This window comes from Photobacterium sp. SKA34, from assembly GCF_000153325.1.
Lineage (GTDB): Bacteria > Pseudomonadota > Gammaproteobacteria > Enterobacterales > Vibrionaceae > Photobacterium.
The window spans coordinates 293613-316048 of record NZ_CH724141.1 but is presented as its reverse complement, the minus strand read 5'-3'; the positions used below and the strand labels follow the sequence as shown (position 1 = coordinate 316048).

Here is a 22436-nt window from a genome sequence, read left to right as displayed (position 1 = left end):
TTTGAGGTTTTCATTCCGATTAAGAATGAAAATGTAATGCAAGTATCTGTTTTTAAATTGTTTGTTTCATTTATGGAAGGATATTAATCAATTGTGACTTGTTATTTTTGGATATTTTAAATGGTTGGTTGATATATATCAGAGTTTAATTATTAATTTATGTTAGGACTTTTTTATTATTAATACTGAAATGTAACATATGTAACGGTAGCTTACAATAGGTTATGATTGTTACATTGTGTCATTTAATATTCATTATGCTCAAAATGATAAATAGATTTTATATAGGTGAGTGTTGTGATTATAGAAGTCGATTGATACCTATTCATAGGAGGGATAAAATATGAGGATATATATAATATGTGAGTGTTCTAGATTGGATATTTCAATTATCAATTATAGGTATTCATGAGTTTGATTTATACCGCCGAAAACATAGAAAACGAGGTAAAATATGACACTCAAATAAAAGCGACACTGTTTTTCTACGGTATCGCTTTTTTATTATCTTTTCTATTCAAATAAAGCGGGGTTTAAACTTTATCGTGACTCCAAAGGATATGAACGGTAACTCCACATGCCATAAGTACGTAGTGCATCACGGTAAATACCTAACAATTCATCATCGTTCGGTGTTGTTAATTCTTTAAGTGGTTTGTCTGGGTAACTTACCGTATCAAAGGTGATGTTTTGTGGGCCAGTTTGCCAACTTGCGATCTCAAATAGTGTTTGACCACGGCGAACATGACTTGCAGAGCTAATAATAGTGGCATGTTTAATATGATGACGAGCTAACGCATAGCTACTGAATAGGGCATTATCAACGGTGCTGGTGGCGTAGTTCTCTTCAATGATACGATTTTTATTAATGCCTTTTTCAATAAGCCAATCTGCCATTAGCTTACCTTCGGTTTTATGATTCATTGGCACTCCCCCTGTTAATACGATTAACGCATCAGGATTGGCTTTTGCCATCGCAAGGGTCGTTTCAAGACGTTCTACTAAGATCGGATGCATCGAACCATCCGGGTTGAGTGCATAACCTAAGGTGATGATTGCGCCTTTGTCGTCTAACTTACCTTTAGCTGCTTTCTCTTTCAGTGGTGTTGCCTCGATGCGATCGACAGTTGTGAAAATACGATCAATATCAGTCGCTTTGCCCGGATTTAATTTGGTTAATATTGCCATGTGTTTGGCAGATTCAGCTTGGTTGCCTTTAAAACGCTGCCAAATAGCAAGGTAGGCATGTAAATCGGCATCATCAGGTGCAACCGAAAGAGCTTGTTGGAAAAGTGAAATGGCTCGGTCTGCATTCTTGTTGTAGATCTGTGCATTAGCAGCAGAAATCAATAAGTCTGTACGGTATGGCTCTAATTGGTAAGCTTCAAGTAATCGGTTCGTTACGATTTCCATATTACTTGGCATTTTGGCTGTAAAGCCAGCATGGGAAACTCGAGCCGGAGATTTAAACGCTGTAACTGCATCATTTAATAGTTGATCGACAACTTGACGCTTGGTGACTAATTGTGAGTAATCGGTAGAAGATTGAATTGTTGCGTCGTTAGCAGCAAAAGAATATGGCGCAGCCGTAAGTGTTAATACACTACTAAGGGCTAGGGCAAGTAGGTTATTTTTCATCGATATATCCAGAGTTTATTGCTATTTATTGTTATAGAAGTGATTTTTATTATATTTTTATTAAGAATATATACTGTTAGAAATATCCCGCTTTGTATTCTTTAGTTTTAATAGTATTTGTTATTGTGATTGATCTATTGTATTTGAGCTTTAGTTATTGATTATTACTATACCTGCATATTTTAACTGTTAACCATGAAAACCTACGTTACAGGGTTTAGTCTTGTTAGCTAAATATTACTCGCACCAGACATGTAGTCAGCAATGTTTTTGGAACAAATCTATTACTATTCAGTTGGTTAGTGTTGTGGTTTGTGATTTGTGATGGGGGTGAATAAGGAAGTATTATGAAAAACGGTTTTATTACCCAATGGTTGTAGCCAAGCTTCAGCGAGTGTTTTTTCACGTACTGTGCTGCCAAACCCTGCTTTTGCACGTTCTGAAAGGTATTGCCAACTATCACTACAACCCAGTGAAGTAATTAACAATAAGTGTTGTGAAGTGCTTTGTTCAAGTGCATTTATTAAATAGCGGTGGCTAATGTAATCGACAGGAGTATCAGAGCGAAAACTGCCCATTGTCGAGATATTAAAGGTGTTTTCGGGCAGTGCTGCTATAGCAGCTTCAACTTGTTCTTTATCTGTTGCGTCACAACAAATGGACGTTATGTTGTGCTCGGCAAGCTTGGTATTTTTATTAGGGTTACGTGCAATGGCGATAACATTTATACCTTGGGCATAAAAGTAATCTACCATTGCAGCGCCTAAACCACTTGAAGCACCCCAAATTGCAATATTCATTATGTAAAAATCCATCTCAAATGACAGTTATGATAATAGTTTGCATTATTATAATGGCAGAGTAATCAATTTGGTTTATTATCTGCTCGTTATTTGCCAGCTTTAAATGATTATGCCAAAGAAAAAGCGCTGCCATATCGGTGCTGGCAACGCTTTGATTAATATACTCGCTTTTTTTCAACGAGGGTGATTAGTATGTATACTTAACTCTCTTCATTTTCTAACAGGGCGTTTTAACCTTCAAGCTTAGCCGTCAATATTATTCTGTTAGCGGTAACTCTACCTCACCAATGGCAGTGGTTATCCAGTCAAAGGTTTTATCGTCTTTCCCTGTAATCTTCGCTGTGCCGTTTGCCAGCCAGCTATGTTGATTATTGGTATCTTCATAATAACTAAATGGGGTAGTACCTAATGATTCAACTGTCCAATAGGTAACATCTGAGGTTTTATCGTCACGGAAGAAGCCTCTGAATGATGCGCTATCTGTGCCTGTTTCATCTGTGCCTGTTTCATTTATAATAAACTGAATAGCGTTATCATCAACAAGGCGATAATTTAATGTGCCATCGCTAATGCTAGCAGCATGAAACTTGACGTTGTCTTTTGTTTGAATTTTGAATTCGGTTTGGCTAGAACGGTTAACATCAAGCATGCCGCTGTTCAGCGTAATGCTTGAAAACTGAGTTTGGCTTACTGCTTCTTTATGATCGGCGATGTTACAGGTAAAGCCTGTGATCTCCATATTAGGATTTCTTTCTGATTCAGCTTCAAAACATTGACCAGCAATGAAAAGAATCAATGTATTAATGTCGGTTGAGATCTGGGCATAATCTTGTTTTTGTTGGCTCGATAAGCTATCAATATTTAACCCAACGGTATCTACAATCGCATCTTCAGCATCATTTGAACCACACCCCAGCAATAAAGCCGATGCCAAAGCTAAAAGACTCCATTTTTTCATAGCATATTCCCATTGTTTATGTATGAAAGATCCCAACAAAAAAGTTAGTATCTAAGTAATCGTTCTTTTGAGATTAGCTAAAGCTTTTTTATTTAAGTGTCTTGAAAGTAATACTGTTATTCAATTAAAGATAATCGCTTCTTATTTAATAGGTGCTAAGTGTTTAGCTCTTTTCTGTCGCAAATTGTTCACAATGGTAGCGATCAATCATGCGGTTGATACTTTCAGGTGAAAGTAAGAGGTGTGGCTTACTCGGCAGTGATAACACAATGTCAACCACAGGTAAGCTAGGCAGGTGAGGGGCGATAAGCTCGATTAAATCATTCGGCATGCTGCATTTCGCCATGGCAGAAATTGCCAAGCCTTGCCGAACTAAACCTTTATTGGCCGTTGCACTGATACAACAACTGACAAGCTGATAATGTCGGTTACGTTTTATTAAGCCTTCAATGGCTGCACTGTGGAATTTACAGTCGCGTTGGAATAGCACAATCGGTAAGGGTTGTTGATTAACAATGTCGTGATGTGGCGAGCCAACCCATATGCCTTTGTCGGTTTGGAGAAAATAGCCTTCTTGCGAGGTTGGCGAACGCGTAACAATAGCGAGATCAAGCCGATTACTGTCAAGTAAACCTTTTAAATGTACGCTTGGTGCACAGGTGATTTGCAGGCTAATGTGTGGGTGTTCTTCACGGAGCAAAGCCACAATATAGGGCAAGATAGATTCAGCATAATCATCAGGACAACCAAGGTGTATGGTTTGTTGTGGTAACTTGTTTTTAAGCTCTAGTAAGGCATCATCGTGAGTTGCGATAATTTGGGTAGCATGAGTCGCTAAGCGTTGCCCATCTTCTGTTAATACCAGCATTCGACCATCTTTAGTAAATAGCTGAGTATTGAGCTCATCTTCGAGCTTTTTCATCTGCATGCTAATGGCAGATTGAGATCGAAAACTTTGCTTTGCCGCGCGAGTGAAACTGCCTGTTTCAACGAAAGCTAAAAAGCTTCTTAATGCTTCAATATCCATATTTACCTCTCTATTTAGCAATAAAAAACATAGCGTTAAATTGCCTCTATAACAAGTGATAAATACTTCAATATTATTGATAGTTGGTATTCGTATTTTACGGTAGTCGAATGGTGCTTTGCTGATTACAGTTAACTTTATCAATGAGTGTAAGAAAATCCTTTTGGTATGAATCCAGACAATACAAGGAGTGGTTATGGTTGTGTATGGCGATTTACAGTCGGGAAATTGTTTGAAAGTGAAATTGATTTTGTCACTGCTAGGGATTGAGCATCAGTGGCAGCACATTAATATTTTGGAGAACGAAACCCATACGCCTGAATTTTTAGCGCTGAACCCTAATGGCAAAATCCCTGTTGTAGTGTTTGATGATGGTCGGGTGCTGTCTGAGTCGAATGCAATTTTGAGCTATTTCGCAGAAGGCTCTGAGTATTTATCCCAAGACAATTTTCTTAAAGCTAAAGTCTATCAATGGTTGTTCTTCGAGCAGTATTCGCATGAACCTTATATTGCGGTAGCACGTTACATTCAAGTCTATTTGGGTATGCCAGCAGACAGAGTTGAACAGTATGAAGCGTTACATGCAAAAGGGTATAAAGCCCTAGATGTGATGGAGCTGCAATTGTCGAAATCAAATTTCTTGGTAGGTGACGCTGTCACGATAGCGGATTTTGCTTTATATGCTTATACCCATGTTGCTGATGACGGCGGTTATGATTTACGTGGTTACCCACACATTAAGCGTTGGTTGAAAGCGGTGGCGCAGTTTCATGCCAGTGTTGATATGGAAGAAGCGGTTTAGTGTGTAATTAGAGGGATGACGATGGCACAACTCAATATCGCAAAGGCAAAATACCCATTAGATATACCTGAGATTAAAGAGTTTGTTGATAATTTGGATAGCGTGAATGCGATAGCTGAAAACAGTGATGGCTTTGTGTGGCGCTTAAAAGGTGAATCTGGTGATGCGATGAATATTCAGTTATTTGATGATCCTTCTATTATCGTCAACATGTCGATTTGGCACTCGATGGGTGATCTTAAAAACTTTATGTTCCGCACGCATCATAAATACTTTATTTGCCGTAAAAGTGAATAGTTCTATTGCTTAACTGAAGTTAATTATGTTTTATGGTGGATTCAAGATGATGAGATCCCCACGCCACAACACGTAGTATCGCGACTTGAGCATTTACGTGAACATGGCGAAACCCCTTATGCCTTTTCATTTAAATCCCGTTTTACGCCAGACGATTTGTTGCTGCTTGATGAGCTAACTTCTAGCAAGAGGTGAGCGATGGGTATTAAAAATTTAATCTCAGTTTGTTTGTCAGTTGGCGGCTATGATTGGTATTAATGGGGAGAACAATCTAAGCAAAAAAAGGTGCATGTCATGTTTACTGTTAAAGAAGCGACCCTTGATGACTTAACCCTAGTTACGCCGTTGTATGAGGCATATCTGACGTTTTATAACTTTGATTATAGAGAGAAAACTCCACTTCAATACCTGCAGCAACGCTTAGGAAATAAAGAGTCGGTTATCTACTTTGTGGTTGATGAAAAAGGGCAATATGTTGGCTTTACTCAGTTATATCCGCTGTTTTGCTCGCTTGAAATGAATCGTACTTGGTTGCTTTACGATCTGTTTGTAACCGAATCTGCTCGCCAACATAGGGTTGCGCAGTTGCTGCTTGATCGCGCTGATCAGTTAGCGAAAGAAACTCAGGCCTCTTTCATTATGCTAAGTACTGCTGTCGATAACTTAAAAGCGCAGAACTTATATGAAAAAAATCACTACGAAAAAGACACTGAGTTTTTTACTTATCTAAAGCATTGCTAACGCAAGCATGTATTGCTGGCTCTTCATTACTATGATGGTCAAAGATTTTACTGGCAATAAAGGCAGTAAATGGAATGGTAAGTACAATACCGATACTGCCTGCTAAACCATGAATAATGCTTAAAGCGATCACTGGGGTGTTCATAAATTGTTCAACAGGCATTGAAAGTCCCCAGACCATCATGATGGTTGTGAGTGAGCTACCAGCAAACGCTAAAATTAACGTATTTGTCATGGTTCCCATGATGTCTTTGCCAATATTCATGCTGGCAAGCATCAATTGCTTAGGAGTGAGTTTGGGATTGGCTTGTTGTAGCTCTTGATACGATGAAGCAATAGAAATAGCAACGTCCATCACGGCGCCCAGCGCGGCAATCATAATGGTGACAAACATCAGCCAACGCACTTGAATAGGATTTTCGGTGGCAAGGTAAATGACATCTTCACCTTTATCTAAGTAAATACCTGATAGGTGTGCCCATTCGCCAAAGGTTTGAGCAAAAATACCCGCCATTATAACGCCAACCAATGTTCCTAATATCGCACACAGACTTTTCTTGTTATAACCTGAAACTAGGATGAAATTAACGACAATTTTTATTGCCATTAATTCGATAGTGACCAAGGCTGGGTTTATTCCGTCAAATATTGCTGGAATTAATACGCCAATGATCAGTGCGGCGGTAAAATACAGTGAAATCACAGCGTTTAAGCCTGCGCGTCCACCAAAAAATAAAATCAACCCAATAAAGACAGCTGCCATGGTGTAGATGGGAGTAGTTCGCTGGTGGTTAAACGCCCAAAAATGGCTACCATGAATGGTTTCGCGGATCATCAATATGAATTCTGATCCTTTATCTAATAATACGTTATGTTGACGACTCAATGGGTTATTGATTTCGACGGTTTCATTGGCATGTTCACCTTCAAGCACTTTGATTTTTAAGCGTTGTGTACCGCGATAAATCCCAGGCGCTAAATCATCTTCAAATACATTTTCATCTATGATGTTTTCTACTTTTGCAGAAACGAAATGCTGAGATTGTGTTTTATTTGGATGGAAAGATTGGTTCAACAAAGGGGAGTAAAGAAAAATGGCAGTTGAGAGCGCAAAAATAATGATCGGGAAAACGTATTTTTGAAACATGTGGCCCACAGAGATAGTCAGAGAAAAAAAGCGGTAGAGAATGTCTACCGCTTGGGTGTTAAAAGCTAAAACGATTAGCCATTGTTATTTGGATCAACAGTCCAGCTACAACCTAGGTTGAGTGCTTTTTTCGTCGCACTGCCGTCTTCTTTGTAGGCTTTGTTCTCGAAATAACTGGTTGTATCTTTCTTGTTTAACGCTTGACTAATACTTGGGTATTTCACGTTATCTGGGTTGATGTGAATACACAGTTGTTTATTAGTAAACTTCGTCCAAACTTCGCTATCAGCACGGTTCTTTGTGATTTCACCGTTTGGCGCTAACTGCAATATATGCCAGTTATTCGTCGTGTTTAGGTGTTCGTCGCTTGTGCTAATACCATCATTTTCTGTCACGTAAGCGGTAATCATATCTCGGATTGCAGGTACAGTTGCATCACTTGAGTCGTAGAACACATCATCTTTAGTGAACCAACCCTCAGTTACACCTTGGGTACCAAAGCGGTATGAGTTTAGGGCAAGTTTGTATTTTGCATTTGGATCAAACGCTTTACCGTCAACGAGGGTTATATCTACACGATTACCGTTGTCTTTTGATAAATCAACAGTGTATTCAATGGCACCATCGAATAAGTCGTAATTATACGCTTGAACCTCTGGGTTAAATGAAACGGTTAAATCACCTTCTTTGTAAGTATTGAAGTAGTTGTATGACCACTCCATGTACTCTTTCAGATGGGCACCTGTGATGTTTACGCCAATTAATGCGTTATCATATTTGTACAGGTTTGCGGAGTCTTTACGCTGGTAGTCTTGACCATCACGTAGATTAGAGGTGTCGCTGAATAACGCCGCAGCAGAAATCGTTGCCCCTGATTTTTCACGCTCAATGAACTGAATTAAGTCAATCAGTGCGCTATCTTGTACTTTTGCTTTGTGAATAGTGCTGTATAGACGCGTACCTAAGTCATCAACAAAGTAGTCTTCGTTTGTTGCTTCATCGGCTCCGCCGCCATTTACGAAATCACCTACTACTTTGCCCAGAGTTTCTCTAGCATCATCGACAGAACGATCATGAATATCTTGGTATTCATCAACCATGTTCTGTTCTTCAGGGATCTCTTTGGTATCAAGGTTAGAAAGGGTGGTATCAACGATTTTCCATTTACCTGACGCATCTTTTTCAACGTCAATTTTAGCCATTGCTAAATCTGAACCCCATTTACCCGGTTCAATGATTTTTACCGATCCTTGACGATTACTGTCGTCGTACTTACCTGATTTTGCTTTGTCTTCAACTAAGCCACTTTTCACACTAATATCGTTACCGTTTGGATCGCCTTTTTTCACGGTTTCAATGTAAGTTGCGTGTTCGTGTCCTGCCATGATCACATCAAACTTGTCAGCCAGCTCAGCGGCAATGTTGTATACACCAACACCTTGATCGGTTCTACCTAAGTGTAGCGCACCGACAATAATATCAGGCTGGTGGCGAGCGATAACATCGTCCACTACGGCACGTGTTGCATTTAGCTCGTCTTCAAACTTTAAGCCTTTGAAATGCTCTGGTGCTGACGCTTCCCAGTTAGGTACATAAGAAGGGGTTAAACCAATAACCGCTACTTTACAGCCGTTAACGTTATAAATTTGGAAGCCACGCAGATAGTTTGCGTCATTTGATTCCCATTTGATGTTGCTAGAAATTACTGCGCCATCAAAGCTTTCTAAGTTACGGTCAAGGAATGAGCGATCGAAGTTAAATTCGTGGTTACCTGGCACCCATAAGTCGTAATTAAGATATTGTAACGCGTCGATCATTGGATGCGTTTCCATATCATTAAATAGCTGTGCTGAGTTGCCTTGTACCGTATCACCGATATCTAACAGAATAAGGTTAGGATCTAAAAGGCGTTGTTGCTCTAAGATAGTAGCAATACGGGTTAAACCTGCGTGTTTGTCTTCAGCATCAATGGCGTAGTCATAGCCGCGTAGGCGACCGTGTAAATCAGACGTTGCAGCTAATGTGATGGTTTGTTTGTTTACTTGCTGATCACCTTTACTTACCACTTCTTGGGTGTGGGTTAGTGTTTGTCCATCAATAACTTTATTGTTGTCATCATGGTGGTGGTGATCATCATTACAGCCAACAAGGGCAATAGAGACAGCTAGGCTTAACGTTAGAATTTTAAAATTGCTCACTATTCGGTTCCTTAGCGAATATAAAGATAATTTCTCTGTAGGGGAGAAACCGCGCGATAATAGGGGGCGAATGTAAGCGTTGTGTCAGAGTTATATGATGCTTCTGTTATTGATTTAAAGAATGAGACTCTGCTTTAAAATTTTTATTCTGAATAATTTGGACTATTAAGATAAAAATAGTGAGAAGGGGGAAGTAAGCATGACTGGTCAATATTGTGTTGTTTTAACAACGTTTTCAGATCCAAATGTAGGTAAAACTATTATTAATGAACTGATTAGCCAGCGTTTAGCGGCGTGTGTACAGGTTATGCCTATTCAATCTTATTATCATTGGCAAGGTGAAGTGAATTGCGATCAAGAGCAGCAGGTGCTCATTAAAACCAAAACAACACGGTTTGAAGAAGTTAAAGCCACGATTCTTGCACTTCATGATTATGAACCCCCTGAGATCATTCAATTACCCATTACAAATGGTTTCGGTGATTATCTTTCATGGATAGACAAAGAATGTCGCTAATTTAACCCGGTAAGTTAAAAACAGTGACTTTCCTTTGATTTATCTATTATGTTTAGGTAAAACTAAAGCATATATTGTGTTGCTAATTTGATAAATAACATAAATTTTTATCTTAAAAGCGAACGGAAAGGTAAGGCAACACACAAGGATGTGATAAACCGTGGCAAAAGACATTGCTGCGGTTTTATAAAAATTAAGCAGGTGTTATCTATTGGGGGTAATGCGCTGTGACAACATGGAAGTGAGCATTTATGTCGGATCAATATCAACCCACCCCTGAATCTGAACTGCGTGTCCGTTATAACGACATTACACGCGGTGTTTATTTCATCGGTACAACACCACCAAAAACCAGTACGGCGATTGAAGATGTTGAAGACATCGCTGATCGTTTAGTTGAGCGTATTCGTGATCTCGCGATTGATGGTTTGATTGTTTACGATATTCAAGATGAAGCATCACGTACCAATAAGCCGCGTCCGTTCCCTTTTAAATCGACCCATGATCCTCGTCATTACTCATCATTATTGAATAAGAAAACAGATCGTCCTGTTATCACTTATAAGAGTGTGGTGCAGTCGGAAACAGAAGCGTTTGATGAGTGGCTAAATGAAGCGTGGGATGAGTACCGTGTACGTGACATGGTATTAGTGGGTAGCCCATCGGCGAAAAATGATGTTTCACTGCCATTATCGACAGCATATCAAACGCTGGCTGAAAACCGTAATGACTTCTTTACTGGCGGTATTATGATTGCTGAGCGTCATGCTAAGAAAGGTAATGAGCATGAACGTTTAATTGAAAAGTATAAGCAAGGTTGTAACTTCTTTATTTCTCAAGCGATTTACGATACTCAAGCGACGATTGATATTTTGACCCGCTATGCGATCGAGTGTAAAGAACTGGGATTAAAACCACAGCGTATTATCTTAACTTTCTCACCTTGTGGTAGTGCGAAAACGTTAGAGTTTATTGAGTGGCTAGGGGTAAGCGTTCCAGAAGCAACAAGCTTACGTATTCTAAATGCAGAAAACCCACTGCATGAGTCAATTAAGATGTGTTGTAACAGCTTAAATCAGATCTTAGATGCGGTAGTGGAGTATGACTTACCACTAGGTTTAAACATTGAAAGCTTAACTAACCGTAAAGAAGAAATCGATGGTTCGATTCTGCTATATAAGCTGCTACGTTCTTCAATGGATAGCCACTTAGCAAAACATGAATTCCGTGTGTTAAAGCGTAGAGCACGCGCAAATAAACTCGCATCTATGTAAATTGTTTTAGCGACAAATATTACTAATAAAATGGCTACCGACTTTGAAAGAGCGGTAGCCTTTTTTGTATCTGATCCGTTTTGAATGCGCGTTGGAGAGAGTACCGTTAAGGCTTAGGTATTTGGCAATTGTTTTCTAAGGCGGGCTCGCAACCACCAGTACATAGAATATCACCAAGGTCGTTTTTTATCGCAAAGCCACCATCTTGCTTTGAACACTGGTAGTTATCTTGTCGGTCTTTGATACATTGTCCTTTACCACACAATGGATTTCCGAGTTTATCTGCGTAAATATGACCAAAAGGCGGTGGGCATACATAGTCACCTAAAGTTGTTTTTAAACAGTAACTAGCACTCCATGACGGGATAGAAAATAAAAGTAATGTTGCTAATAATATCGATCTCACAATGTATTCCTTTTCGCTAGTTTGAAAGCCGCGACGTTATTAAGTTATATGGCGTATTAATGGTGAGCCATAGATCAAATTATTTGAAAAAAATGGCTACCCAAATGGTAGCCATTTTTGTGTTGTTATTTATTAGTAGTCGGTGATCGGTAATAGTTCAATCACATCAACCTCAGTATCGATCACCAAATTAAGCCTATGGTCATAAATGTAATGGCACCACCAATGGTAATGACCAGTCCGATCTTCATCCATTCTTTATTGTTGTTGTATTGGTAATCCATTAAAAGTGGATGACGGGCGTGGCTATAAGTGGTCAGGTTACAACCAATATTTGTAAAGCCGGCAAGCGCTAAATGGCGGTTAATGAATTAACGTCTAAGACTATTATTATGGCTGACATGTTTGGTTAATTGCTTTTCTAGTGCTGTGATACACAGTGTGACTGCCAATGGCGGAGCTTTATCAAAAGGGCTTAACGCATAAATTGGGTTAGTGGCTAGACTCATATTTGGCAATAGTGATGTAATTGTATTGTCGTTATGTGAGAGAAGTTGAGATAGATAAAAGTCTGGAATAATTCCGATCCCTGCACCTGCTTTGATTAATGCCACACAACTGTGAAAGGAATTGGTTGTGCAGTGGGCTTCTGCTTTATAAACCTGAGATTCGCCGTTCGTTGCAGTGAATGTATGTTCAATCTGTTTGCCTTGCCATTGATTAGCAATATAGGGCAGTTGGTGAATATCGGTTGTGTTTAATTGAGTTGAGCCACATAGCACGTCTTTAAATTCACCGAGTCGTTTTTGCTTAAGGTTACTGTCTTGTGATTGTCCTACGCGGATCGCTAAATCAATATCATATTTCATTAGGTTAACGTGCTGATCGTCGCTGATAAGCTCGGGATTCAACTTTGGGTATTGCTTCATTAAATCGGCAATGGCAGGAGACACTAAGGTGTCCATTAAGGCATTGGGTGCGGTAATACAAAGCCTGCCTTGTGGATCTGTTTGCATTTCTTGGGCTTGATCCCACGCAATATCAGCAATGGTATTGATTTCGCGGCAGCTTTGATAAAACGCTTCGCCTGCTTGAGTTAGTGTATGGCGACGAGTCGTTCGCTTAAGAAGGGTTATCCCCAGTCCTTGCTCTAATACTTTTAGGTGTTGGCTTACGACGGATTTAGATAAATCAAGTTTGTTTGCAGCTGCTGAGACTGAGCCTTCTTCTACGATGTGAGCAAAAATCGACATTTGTCTTAGTTTGTTCATAATTGTTCTCTTTTATTAAACAGTCATTTCTATTATCTCTGTTTTTCAGGTGAACGGATATAGGTAATCTTGTTATCAAATCACGAAATAAACGGAGTCAATCATGTTAGATAACAAGGTACTTGAGGCATGTAAAGCAGCACTAACGGCATGGCAACACGCATTTAATGGTCAGGATGCGAAAGGATGTGCAGCTCAATACACTAAAGAATGTGTGATGGAAGCGCGCCCGTTTGGTGTGTTTGAAGGCAAAGATGCGATTGAAAACTTCTGGCAAGGCATTATTGAGCAAGGCTTTAATGATGTGAATTACACTGATGTGTTATGGGAGCCTGAAGGTGATGATGGCTATATTTTGACAGCGAAATGGACCATGAATAAAGCCTTTGGTGTGGTTCACAAAGAACATTGGGCTATGCAAAGTGACGGTAGTGCAAAATTAGTATCAGATTGCTTTGAAGTGCAAGGTGAGCGTTAAACTAAGCATAAAAAGTTAAAATAAAAGGCTGAGCCAATGATATGACTCAGCCTTTTTAAGCGGTTTATGCTTTCACAATTTTGGGGCCATCAAAACAATCAATATTGGGTGTTGAACCTTGATATTTTTTAATTTTGACTAAGCAGGTCTGTGCTGATGGTCCTTGAGACCAAGATGATGCACCCCGATCCGTTGTTAATATGTTTACATTGCCATACAAACAGGTATCTCCGTCAGGGCTATACCAACCACCTTCTTGTGTAGCCAATACACCTTGGTTCACTTTATCTGAAACAATAGCGCCTAATAAAACCTTACCTTTCGCGTTATATGTTTCGACAATATCCCCCGTGACAAGGTTAAATTCTTTCGCATCAGCAGGGTTAATCCATAGTGGTTCATGCTGATTGGCGTTAACAAGATCTCGTAATTCTTTCACGCCACAAAGCTGTGAGTGAAGCCTATTTGTTGGATGTAGCGATATTAGGTGGAAAAACTCACCTGATGAACGCTCTTTCCAATCTGACGTCTCCATCCAACTTGGATAGGGCGGGCAATCTTTAAGGTTTGCATTGGCGATTTTTTGTGAAAATAGCTGTATTAAACCAGAATCAGTCGCTAATCCATCAAGGTCTGGATCTTCTTTAAAGTCGGCATAACGTACAAAATCATTTTGACCTGGATATTCAAAAATAGCGCTATCTTGCGTCCAGAACTTCTCAAATACAGGCATGTTGATGCCTCGGTTTTGATTATCAGTGTATGCCTTATCGTAAAACTCTTTTAGCCACTGAATTTGGGTTTTCCCTTCAGTAAACTGTTTTCACGGTCGAACTTAGCTGCAAATAAACGCCATATTTCATAGTCGTCTTTTGACTCATACATCGGCTCTACCAGTTTTTTCATACCAATAACACCACGGTTAGTTGCATTACCGTATGGTATTAATTCATCGCGCTCCCAAACTGTCGTTGTTGGTAACACTAAATCTGAGAAACGGCAGGTTGCAGTCCATTGACAGTCAATCGTTGCGATAAAATCGAGTTTATTTAATGCTTGTTTGAGTTGGTTTACGTCTTGATGAGTCGATAATGGGTTAGCACCAGCAACAACAAAGACCTTTAAGTCAGGGTAAGTAATATCTTTACCTTTAAACGGTACGACTTTTCCAGGGTTGTTGATGACATCCACCATACGTGATGTCGGGAAGTACGGAGTACTCGTGTACGGCTTATCATACTTCGGTGATGCATCTTTTACTGTTGCGCTCATTACGCCAAGTCTTGAACCGTTTGAGGTTGCTGCACCTGCATCATTTGCATTATATCCAAACGAGAAACCGCCACCGGGTAAACCAATCTCGCCAATCATTGACGCTAATGCCACTAAAGACCAACAGTAATGTTCGCCATGCTCAGCGCGTTGTGCAGACCAACCACTAGAAAGTAGGGTACGTTTAGTGGTGAACTTTTTAGCAAGTGACTTAATAGTAGTAACAGGCAGTCCACAAATTGCTGATGCCCATTCAGCTGTTTTTTTCACGCCATCTTTTTCACCTAAAAGGTAGGAAAAAAATTCTTCGTGCCCATCTGTGTAATCTTCGATGAAGCGCTTATTATAAGTTTCTTGTTCCAATAGCTCGTAACAAAGTCCCAGCATTAAAGCGGTATCTGTATGCGGCTTGATGGCGATATTTTTAGCATTTAGGTAATTTTGGGTATCTGTCGTAACGGGATCAATAGAGATCACCTCGATTTTACCCTGATCGATCTTTTGTTTTATTTGTTGCCAGTATTTATAAGGTGAGAAATCTGGAACACTAAATCCTATCTTTAAGTTTTTGATTGGATCACAACCCCATAAAATGAGCAGTTCTGTGTGTTCTGCAACATAGTTTAAGGTTGTCTGTTCAGATGTTACTTCAATATCACCAACAATCTCAGGCAAAATAGATTCAGCAGCAGCAAATGAGTAAAACCCTGTTGAACTCATCGTTTTACCATGAAGGTTAATAGCACGCTGCATCGCTGTTCCGCAATTACCAAACTGACCAAACATGCCCCAAAGCGAAAGTGGGAAAATTGAAGAAGGCCCATGCTGTGATTGTGCGTTTTCTATTTCTTTGAAAAGAATATCAATAGCCTTTTCCCAACTAATTGGAACAAATTCATTGCTACCACGATCGCTGTTGTCACCAGAGAGATAACCTTTACGAACCATAGGTGTTTTAATTCGCGATGGGTTATTAATTGTTTTATAAGCATGGTAAATCATCTTAGAGTGGATATTATCCACGGTAATTTCTTTGATGGTATTACCATTTAATTCAGCTTCAAATGTACCAAACTTAGAACCAGTTAAAACTCGTCGTAAATTAGGATCTGCTTGTGATGCAAATGCTAGTGGAGTTAATTGGATGGCAAGTGCAGCTTTAGTACTTACTGAGCAAGTTTTTTTTAGAAAATCACGCCGTGTTAATACCATTTTAGTTTTCCAAGTTATTTGATAGATCTGATGAATGATATTGAAGGTATTTTAAGATCCCTTGCGTTTCATTTTTCGTTAATTTAGCTTGACGTGCCATACCTTTAAATTGAGCTGGCCAATCATTACTACTAAAATGATGTTCTTGTACCTTCTGGTGGCATTGCGCACATTTAGATTCGTATTCGAATGTATTCTTTTCCCATTGCTGATTAATATTGGAAGTAACAGGTGTGTTCTTTACCCAAGCAATTATACTTAGCTCTTTCCAAGACTTTTTAGTGGTATCGTTATAATAAGTTTTACCGGTCTCTTTAATATTATCTAAACCTCTTATTACAGCGTCAGTAATTCGTTTACCTTCCATCGCGTAGAGCAAATTCTTATGTGCTTCTTGCCATCCGCTGAGTTTGATTTTGGTGGCACCATTTGCTTTATCTAAAACAGTAAACTGGGTATAAGGTAGAATTTTTGCTTTAATTGAAGCAAAGTCTTGGTCGTTATAAAGCGGTGAAATTGTTGTTGTATAAGCCGTTGAACCACTTTTTAACTCATTGATATCAAATGTATATGACTTGACCTTAGGTAGGCTATGCGCAATACCTTTGTGGCAGTCTATACAGCTTTGATTCTTACTAGCGGCAATCTGCATTTGCTGTTTAGCTTTTGCAGACATCTCGTCGAAATTCATTTTGTCGTAAGAGTGACAATTACGACACGTAGCGGAATTATTGGCTTCCATTTGTTTCCAAACAGTTTGAGCCATTTCCATTCTATGTTCTTCATATTTTTCTTTAGAATCTATTTTACCCGTTGTCTCAAACCAAATATCTTTTATTCCACCTAATTTGGCAGTTAAGTATTCGATATTACTTTTCTCATTAATATGGCAATCTTTACATTGCGCAGAAACACCATGTTGGTTGGCATAGTGTGGGCTTTTTATATAATCATCATATGGAATTGTCATTGAGTGACATGAAATACAAAATTCAGTTTCAGATGATTTGTGCAATGCAAAATCAGTCGCTTTTACTATTCCAAAAGAAAGGATGAAAATAATAATAACAAAGAGGATAGTTTTCCTTTTTATTCTTCCCATGTTACATCTCTAATAACCGTACAATAAGTGCTGCTATTGTAGGGTTTAATATAATTAGGCAACTATCAAGAAAGGGACAAAAAGTATTAATTAGAAGACAAATATAAAATTTTAAATATAGTTAGATAAGCTGTTTGAGAATATGAGAAGTTATTAACAGCTGACTGTTTTATAAGCGAAATAAATTTATTGATAATGAAATGCATTAAACATCGAGTAAACGAAAACAGAGGAGAGCCTCTGCTTCCGCCATAGTAAGATTAAAGGTGTCTTTACTCATTAATAAGAGCAATATTACGAATATATTCAGCTTGCACTTCTTTAGTAAAGGCATTGGGTCTTAATGCTTGAACTTGGCTAATTATGTCTTCTAATTGCCAGTTCTTTTCCAATAATAGGTGGGCTGCAAGTAAACCAGTCCGTCCTGAGCCACCCATACAATGTAGTGCGACTTTTTCACCGTTATCTAATGCTTGGTGTAATGCCGGGGAGATTGCATCCCAATGAGGCTGAAAGCTTGTATCTGGGGCACAATCATCTTCTATTGGGGTATTGAACCATTGAAGCCCGACTTGTTGAACAACCAGTGGTAAAACACCAACGTTCTTTGCTTCCATTTCCTTCATGCTTAATGCTGTAACAACAATTGTGACACCTTGTGCCTTCAGTTGTTCAATGCTTTCAACTAATTGTGTGCCTTTTGTTCCAGGACAAGGGGTTAGTACCAATCCTGCTGAGTTGTTTATTGGTAATTCCCATGTTGGATGTGTCATGCGGTATTTCCTTATCGTCTTTTCCATTTCTAAACAGTTATACACTGCAATTATGACATATATGATTATTCATATGTATTGATTTAAAAAATCTCATTAACGGTTGACCTCAGGTTAACTTGAGGTTTTATCTTGTGTTGATATTTACACACTTAATAAGGATGTTTTAATGAAAGCGATAGGTATTGTTTATTTCTCGAATACAGGTATTACAGAAGCTTTAGTAGAGGGCTGTTGTAACGAGTTAGTATCAGAGCCTGTAGAAGTGATTACGCACAAGATTACGGGAGCAGAAATTATAGAAGGGCGATTTGTTAATCATGAAATAATGGAAAAACTTCAGCAATGCCAAGCGATTATTTTTGCCTCTCCAACTTATATGGGATCTGTAGCGGCACAATTCAAAGCTTTTGCTGATGCGACAAGTGATAAATGGTGCGATCAGATATTATCAGGAAAAATAGCAGCAGGGATAACTTCTGGTGGCTCACCGAATGGCGATCAAACGGAAACGCTGCGGTATTTTCAAATATTAGCATCACAGCATGGCATGATTTGGATGGGAATAGATAACCCTTCAAATTACAACGCATTGGGAGTGAATCGTTTAGGTTGTCAGGCGGGCGTCGTTGCTACATCTGAGGATGGTAAACCTAACGCTAAAGATATAAATACTGCAAAATACTTAGCACGTCGTATTTATCTTTTTATTCAATAAGTTGGAGTTTGATCAGTGCTTATCAAAAAAGTCTTTATTACGAATATACTTCTGCATGAAGTGATAGCTGAAAGGCCGCATAATCCAACTTATTATAGATCGTGATAAGCGTATTATGGTGGGAATGTTTTGATAAATTTTACCGTTGTGTAACCAGAGCATCTGCCCAACATGCCAATGCATAAAAGGAATAGCGGGCAGAAAGGTGACAATATCTAGATCGCAACAGATACGGTAGGTTTGTTGACGTAATGGGTAGTGTTTTTTAAAACTCCAAAACCCTGTTGCTGGCTGTCCAAAAGTGACCACACGCTTAATTGCATTTGGATAATATTGGTGTAAATAGTCAGCACTGAGTATCGCCATTGCACCACCAGACGAGTGACCAGTTAAGCTAATATGCTTCCCTGATTCAATTAAGGGTTTTATTACGGTTTGGATCTGCTTAATGATTTCGTTGTAGTTCGATTGATTGCGGTATGAGGTTAAATGTGATGCTTGAAATATATCTAGCTTTTGGCTGTCGCTTAAATCTGGATGGCATTGATGAAAGGCATAGTTCCGTCTTATGCTTTTTTGATGTATTAGATAATGATAACCCCAATGAACATGATATGGCTTAGGTTGTGATTCGATTTTTTTCGGGAAACACGCAAGGTTGAGTAGCCAATCCCATATGTTTTGCGAACCTTTAAAGACCAAAACGACTTCATTACTCTCGCCCCATAAAATACGAATAATAGGGCGGCCCCAGCGATCGATAATTTCTTCTCTGCCCTCAGGTAAAAAACCATATTGGGTATGATCAAAATCATCAGGATAAGCAAGATGACATAAAATCGCATATTGTTCATATTGATAGCGTTTGAGTTTTTTCATCGTATTCTTGTTTGAGTTTACTTATCACCAGCATAAACACGGTATTTATCAATCTAATGACAATAAAAGAATACAGGGAAAGTCCAACCTAACACGCTTAGTCTTAGGTCGGACTTAAATTAATGAGCACTCAGGGTAAATAAACTCTTTTGGGGGAAAGAGCCTAAGTTAATGTTCATTAAGCTACAAATGGCTTTGTAGACTTATCAATATTTATATAGAAATCACACTGTAAGTAGAGCAAAACCTATTTTCATATCGACTGTTATATTTTTACGCTAAAATGAGGAAGTTAAAAGAGAACAATATAGAGAAAAAGGTTTCCTCTTTATGAGCGGACAACGATTAAAATTGCAATTCCAGCGTTTGTACAATCATTTCTCAGGTAGGAATACTGAGACAAATCTCCATGATATTTCAGAAGTTTTATTTTGTACGCGTCGTAATGTGCGTATGGTCATAAATAAGATGGTCGATAAAGGCTGGATTGATTGGCAACCTGCCGTTGGGCGTGGAAAGCAATCGCGCTTAATATTTAATAGCACTGACAGTGAGTTACAATTTATACAAGCGCGTAAGTTAGTGACTGATGGCAAATTAGAAACAGCACTATCGGTGTTAGATAATAATGCTGAAAAACTGGTGCAATTGATTCATGAACAACTGGGTATTTCGCATGTTCATGGCAGGCAAATTGTTCGACTACCTTATTACCGTAGCTTTGGTAATCTTAATCCTCTCAAGCCGCTTCGTCGCTCTGAACAACACCTTGTTAGACAAATATTCAGTGGATTAACCCAATTTAATGAGGAAAAAGGGGAAGTTGAAGCTGATATCGCTCATGCTTGGGAAATGATTTCGGTAAGGCATTGGCGTTTCCATATTCGCCCAGCAATCCGTTTTCATGATGGGCGGTTACTTGAAAGCGATGATATTATACAAACGTTTAAGGAAGTGAAACAGCAAGCGTTGTTTAAGCATATTGATGATGTTATTTCTCCCTTTGCTAATACGATAGATGTGTATTTGAAACGGGATGATCTCCACCTTCCAGCTTTACTAGCGAATATTAGTGCTGTTATTCAGCCTGCAAGTCATCATCGTCGTTCTGATGCAACCACATTTCCGGTTGGTACGGGGCCTTATAAAGTCACGATTAATGATAAGCAGCGTTTAAAACTTGAAGCTTTTGATATGTATTTTGGTTTTCGTGCATTAACAGACGTGGTAGAAATTTGGATTTTAACGGGTTTTTCTGCTTGTTATTTAAAGCCATCACTAGAATTAGCGCAGACACAAAGTGCAACGGTATCTAATAAGTTAAGTTTAGATCAAGGCTGTAATTATTTATTATTAAATAGAAATAAAGGCTTAGCTCAACAAAAAGTTTGGCTAGATTATTTTCAATCTCGTTTAAACAGTTTGAGTATTATGCGTCATTTTGATCTTAATAAAGTCTCTAATTTTAAGATGATTAATGCTTATGGTCTATTACCAGGATGGATTTGTGCAACGGAATATCCACACGATATTGTTGTACCAACGACTAAACGCTCTGTGACACTGGCCTATCAACAAGAACATCCTATTTATCCTTATATGGCTGAATTAATCGCTGAAATATTAGCGAAAGACGGTATTACGCTTAAAGTGGTTGAAATTGCCTTCGAAGATATCATGCAAGGCAAACAGGCCGATAAAATAGATCTCTGGTTAAATGGTATGAGCCTTGGGAGCGATAGAGCCGATGCGATATTACCGTGGCTATTTAATTTTGAACAAATTGAACGAGCGATGCCATCTCAAGCATTTACTCAACTTGAGATTCTTATTGATAATTGGCGGATGAATATTACGCCTGAATTTCCATTAGAAGAGATTCAGAACTTATTGGTTAATTCAGGCCAAGTATTACCATTATTCCATGTGTGGTTAGGTGTTGATGGTAATGGTGAGTTGGAAGGGATGGCGTCTAATCAATTAGGTTGGTTTGATTTTAAATCGGTGTGGGTAAAACCAAGACACTAAGTCAATCATTAAGGTTTGAAGAAAAAGTCAAAAGTAGGCGTTAAATAACGCCTACTTTTTTATTTAATTATCGTTGTGATTTTCTTCAAATTCGAGAATATCACCAGGTTGGCATTCAAGTATTTCACATAACTTATCTAAGGTTGAAAAGCGTACTGCCTTCGCTTTACCGTTTTTAAGAATAGACAAGTTTGCTTCTGTCATTTCCATAGCCAGTGCTAATGCTTTTAATCGCATTTTCCGCTTAGCCATCATGACATCTAAGTTAATACGTATTGTCATCGTTGGCTCTTAAATAGTTAAATGTTGTTCGTCTGCAAGAATATAGGCTTCTTTCATCACCCATGAGATTATCAGCACGATTAGTCCCATAATAATGGTTATAAAGTCTACACCAACAAAACTAAAAGCAATCATTCTCTGTCCTGGTGGGTTATTGAAACTGAGTACGAGAGTCATAATTGCTTGATAAAATACTGAACCGCCGACCCAATAAAATATGCTATAACCAAGTTTCTGATAAATTGTTGCATTTTCTAAAGTAAAGATATTGTTATTTTCATAGTTACGAAAGAGTCGAATTAACTTTGTTAAAGCATACATTATAATTGAGCAATAAATTAGGCTAGTTAAAGTTGCTATGAGTCTGGTTGTTAGTGTTAGTGGAACTTGAGTAATGTTATGTAAATCATCAAACGATGTTTGTATTATTCCAGTGTTCGTTAAATAATCATATGGCGTGTCTATTGTTAACCAAAAGTAGCAAACTAATACAGGAGTTAAAACAAGAAATAGTTGAAATAGTATGCGAGCTCTTTTACTTTGTTTTTGGATATTAGACATGTGTTACCTCTCAAATTGATGAGGCAAGAATAAGGATTAAATTGTAAATATG

The 22436-nt window shown here is 38.6% G+C and carries 21 protein-coding genes and 2 pseudogenes; 8 read left to right on the top strand and 15 right to left on the bottom strand.

What is annotated here, in order from left to right; all coding sequences use genetic code 11:
- Positions 1-540 precede the first annotated feature (540 nt).
- The 4 genes and pseudogenes from SKA34_RS02820 to SKA34_RS02805 form a co-directional block, all read right to left on the bottom strand.
- Positions 541-1638 (bottom strand): YdcF family protein, encoded by a 1098-nt coding sequence (locus SKA34_RS02820; protein WP_006643991.1) that lies wholly within the window; start codon positions 1636-1638, stop codon positions 541-543.
- A 377-nt stretch (positions 1639-2015) separates the two neighbouring features.
- Positions 2016-2438, bottom strand: a pseudogene (locus tag SKA34_RS02815) (NAD(P)-binding oxidoreductase); the annotation flags it as partial.
- 259 nt (positions 2439-2697) lie between these two features.
- Positions 2698-3399 carry a hypothetical protein gene (locus SKA34_RS02810; RefSeq protein ID WP_006643989.1) on the bottom strand — a complete coding sequence of 234 codons (702 nt, stop codon included), beginning with the start codon at positions 3397-3399 and terminating at the stop codon, positions 2698-2700.
- A 163-nt stretch (positions 3400-3562) separates the two neighbouring features.
- Positions 3563-4426 (bottom strand): LysR family transcriptional regulator, encoded by an 864-nt coding sequence (locus SKA34_RS02805; RefSeq protein WP_006643988.1) that lies wholly within the window; start codon positions 4424-4426, stop codon positions 3563-3565.
- A 196-nt stretch (positions 4427-4622) separates the two neighbouring features.
- Between SKA34_RS02805 and SKA34_RS02800 the strand changes: the two genes are divergently transcribed.
- From SKA34_RS02800 to SKA34_RS02790, 3 genes and pseudogenes are all read left to right on the top strand, one after another.
- Entirely contained in the window at positions 4623-5228 is a 606-nt protein-coding gene (locus SKA34_RS02800) for a glutathione S-transferase family protein (RefSeq protein WP_006643987.1), read from the top strand.
- 15 nt (positions 5229-5243) lie between these two features.
- Positions 5244-5720: pseudogene (locus tag SKA34_RS02795) on the top strand (DUF3291 domain-containing protein).
- A 99-nt stretch (positions 5721-5819) separates the two neighbouring features.
- Entirely contained in the window at positions 5820-6266 is a 447-nt protein-coding gene (locus SKA34_RS02790; protein ID WP_006643985.1) for a GNAT family N-acetyltransferase, read from the top strand.
- Here SKA34_RS02790 and SKA34_RS02785 read toward each other — a convergent pair.
- Both SKA34_RS02785 and SKA34_RS02780 read right to left on the bottom strand, forming a co-directional pair.
- Positions 6244-7413, bottom strand: coding sequence for a YibE/F family protein (locus SKA34_RS02785; RefSeq protein ID WP_006643984.1), 1170 nt, complete (start codon positions 7411-7413; stop codon positions 6244-6246). The genes SKA34_RS02790 and SKA34_RS02785 overlap by 23 nt on opposite strands.
- Positions 7414-7487: 74 nt before the next feature.
- Positions 7488-9611 (bottom strand): bifunctional UDP-sugar hydrolase/5'-nucleotidase, encoded by a 2124-nt coding sequence (locus SKA34_RS02780; RefSeq protein WP_006643983.1) that lies wholly within the window; start codon positions 9609-9611, stop codon positions 7488-7490.
- A 199-nt stretch (positions 9612-9810) separates the two neighbouring features.
- Here SKA34_RS02780 and cutA point away from each other — a divergent pair, with 199 nt between their 5' ends.
- On the top strand, positions 9811-10128 hold the full coding sequence (cutA, locus tag SKA34_RS02775) for a divalent-cation tolerance protein CutA (protein WP_006643982.1): 318 nt from the start codon (positions 9811-9813) through the stop codon (positions 10126-10128).
- 251 nt (positions 10129-10379) lie between these two features.
- A complete protein-coding gene (locus SKA34_RS02770; protein ID WP_006643981.1) occupies positions 10380-11402 on the top strand; it encodes a methylenetetrahydrofolate reductase in 1023 nt (340 codons plus the stop codon).
- 106 nt (positions 11403-11508) lie between these two features.
- Here SKA34_RS02770 and SKA34_RS02765 read toward each other — a convergent pair whose 3' ends face one another.
- Together SKA34_RS02765 and SKA34_RS02760 are read right to left on the bottom strand one after the other, a co-directional pair.
- Positions 11509-11808: a hypothetical protein gene (locus tag SKA34_RS02765; protein ID WP_006643979.1), complete on the bottom strand. Its 300-nt coding sequence runs from the start codon at positions 11806-11808 to the stop codon at positions 11509-11511.
- A 371-nt stretch (positions 11809-12179) separates the two neighbouring features.
- On the bottom strand, positions 12180-13079 hold the full coding sequence (locus SKA34_RS02760; protein ID WP_006643977.1) for a LysR family transcriptional regulator: 900 nt from the start codon (positions 13077-13079) through the stop codon (positions 12180-12182).
- A 103-nt stretch (positions 13080-13182) separates the two neighbouring features.
- Between SKA34_RS02760 and SKA34_RS02755 the strand changes: the two genes are divergently transcribed.
- Positions 13183-13557 carry a nuclear transport factor 2 family protein gene (locus SKA34_RS02755; RefSeq protein WP_006643976.1) on the top strand — a complete coding sequence of 125 codons (375 nt, stop codon included), beginning with the start codon at positions 13183-13185 and terminating at the stop codon, positions 13555-13557.
- 64 nt (positions 13558-13621) lie between these two features.
- Here the strand turns inward: SKA34_RS02755 and SKA34_RS23445 are convergent, their stop codons facing one another.
- The 4 genes from SKA34_RS23445 to SKA34_RS02740 form a co-directional block, all read right to left on the bottom strand.
- Positions 13622-14290, bottom strand: coding sequence for a molybdopterin dinucleotide binding domain-containing protein (locus SKA34_RS23445; protein ID WP_006643975.1), 669 nt, complete (start codon positions 14288-14290; stop codon positions 13622-13624).
- 50 nt (positions 14291-14340) lie between these two features.
- On the bottom strand, positions 14341-16041 hold the full coding sequence (locus SKA34_RS02750; protein ID WP_006643974.1) for a molybdopterin-dependent oxidoreductase: 1701 nt from the start codon (positions 16039-16041) through the stop codon (positions 14341-14343).
- Position 16042: 1 nt separating this feature from the next.
- Positions 16043-17143, bottom strand: coding sequence for a NapC/NirT family cytochrome c (locus tag SKA34_RS02745; RefSeq protein ID WP_006643973.1), 1101 nt, complete (start codon positions 17141-17143; stop codon positions 16043-16045).
- A 272-nt stretch (positions 17144-17415) separates the two neighbouring features.
- A complete protein-coding gene (locus SKA34_RS02740) occupies positions 17416-17916 on the bottom strand; it encodes a cyclin-dependent kinase inhibitor 3 family protein (protein ID WP_006643972.1) in 501 nt (166 codons plus the stop codon).
- Positions 17917-18085: 169 nt separating this feature from the next.
- On the opposite strand from SKA34_RS02740, the gene SKA34_RS02735 reads away from it, so the two are divergent.
- Positions 18086-18634 (top strand): flavodoxin family protein, encoded by a 549-nt coding sequence (locus SKA34_RS02735; RefSeq protein ID WP_006643971.1) that lies wholly within the window; start codon positions 18086-18088, stop codon positions 18632-18634.
- Positions 18635-18646: 12 nt separating this feature from the next.
- On the opposite strand, the gene SKA34_RS02730 is transcribed toward SKA34_RS02735, so the two are convergent.
- Positions 18647-19513, bottom strand: a complete 867-nt coding sequence (locus tag SKA34_RS02730; RefSeq protein ID WP_006643970.1) for a lipase — start codon at positions 19511-19513, stop codon at positions 18647-18649.
- 330 nt (positions 19514-19843) lie between these two features.
- Between SKA34_RS02730 and SKA34_RS02725 the strand changes: the two genes are divergently transcribed.
- Positions 19844-21541, top strand: a complete 1698-nt coding sequence (locus tag SKA34_RS02725) for an SgrR family transcriptional regulator (RefSeq protein ID WP_006643969.1) — start codon at positions 19844-19846, stop codon at positions 21539-21541.
- 63 nt (positions 21542-21604) lie between these two features.
- On the opposite strand, the gene SKA34_RS02720 is transcribed toward SKA34_RS02725, so the two are convergent.
- Together SKA34_RS02720 and SKA34_RS02715 are read right to left on the bottom strand one after the other, a co-directional pair.
- Positions 21605-21823: a helix-turn-helix transcriptional regulator gene (locus SKA34_RS02720; protein WP_006643968.1), complete on the bottom strand. Its 219-nt coding sequence runs from the start codon at positions 21821-21823 to the stop codon at positions 21605-21607.
- 9 nt (positions 21824-21832) lie between these two features.
- Positions 21833-22384 (bottom strand): DUF2975 domain-containing protein, encoded by a 552-nt coding sequence (locus SKA34_RS02715; protein ID WP_006643967.1) that lies wholly within the window; start codon positions 22382-22384, stop codon positions 21833-21835.
- Positions 22385-22436: the final 52 nt, after the last annotated feature.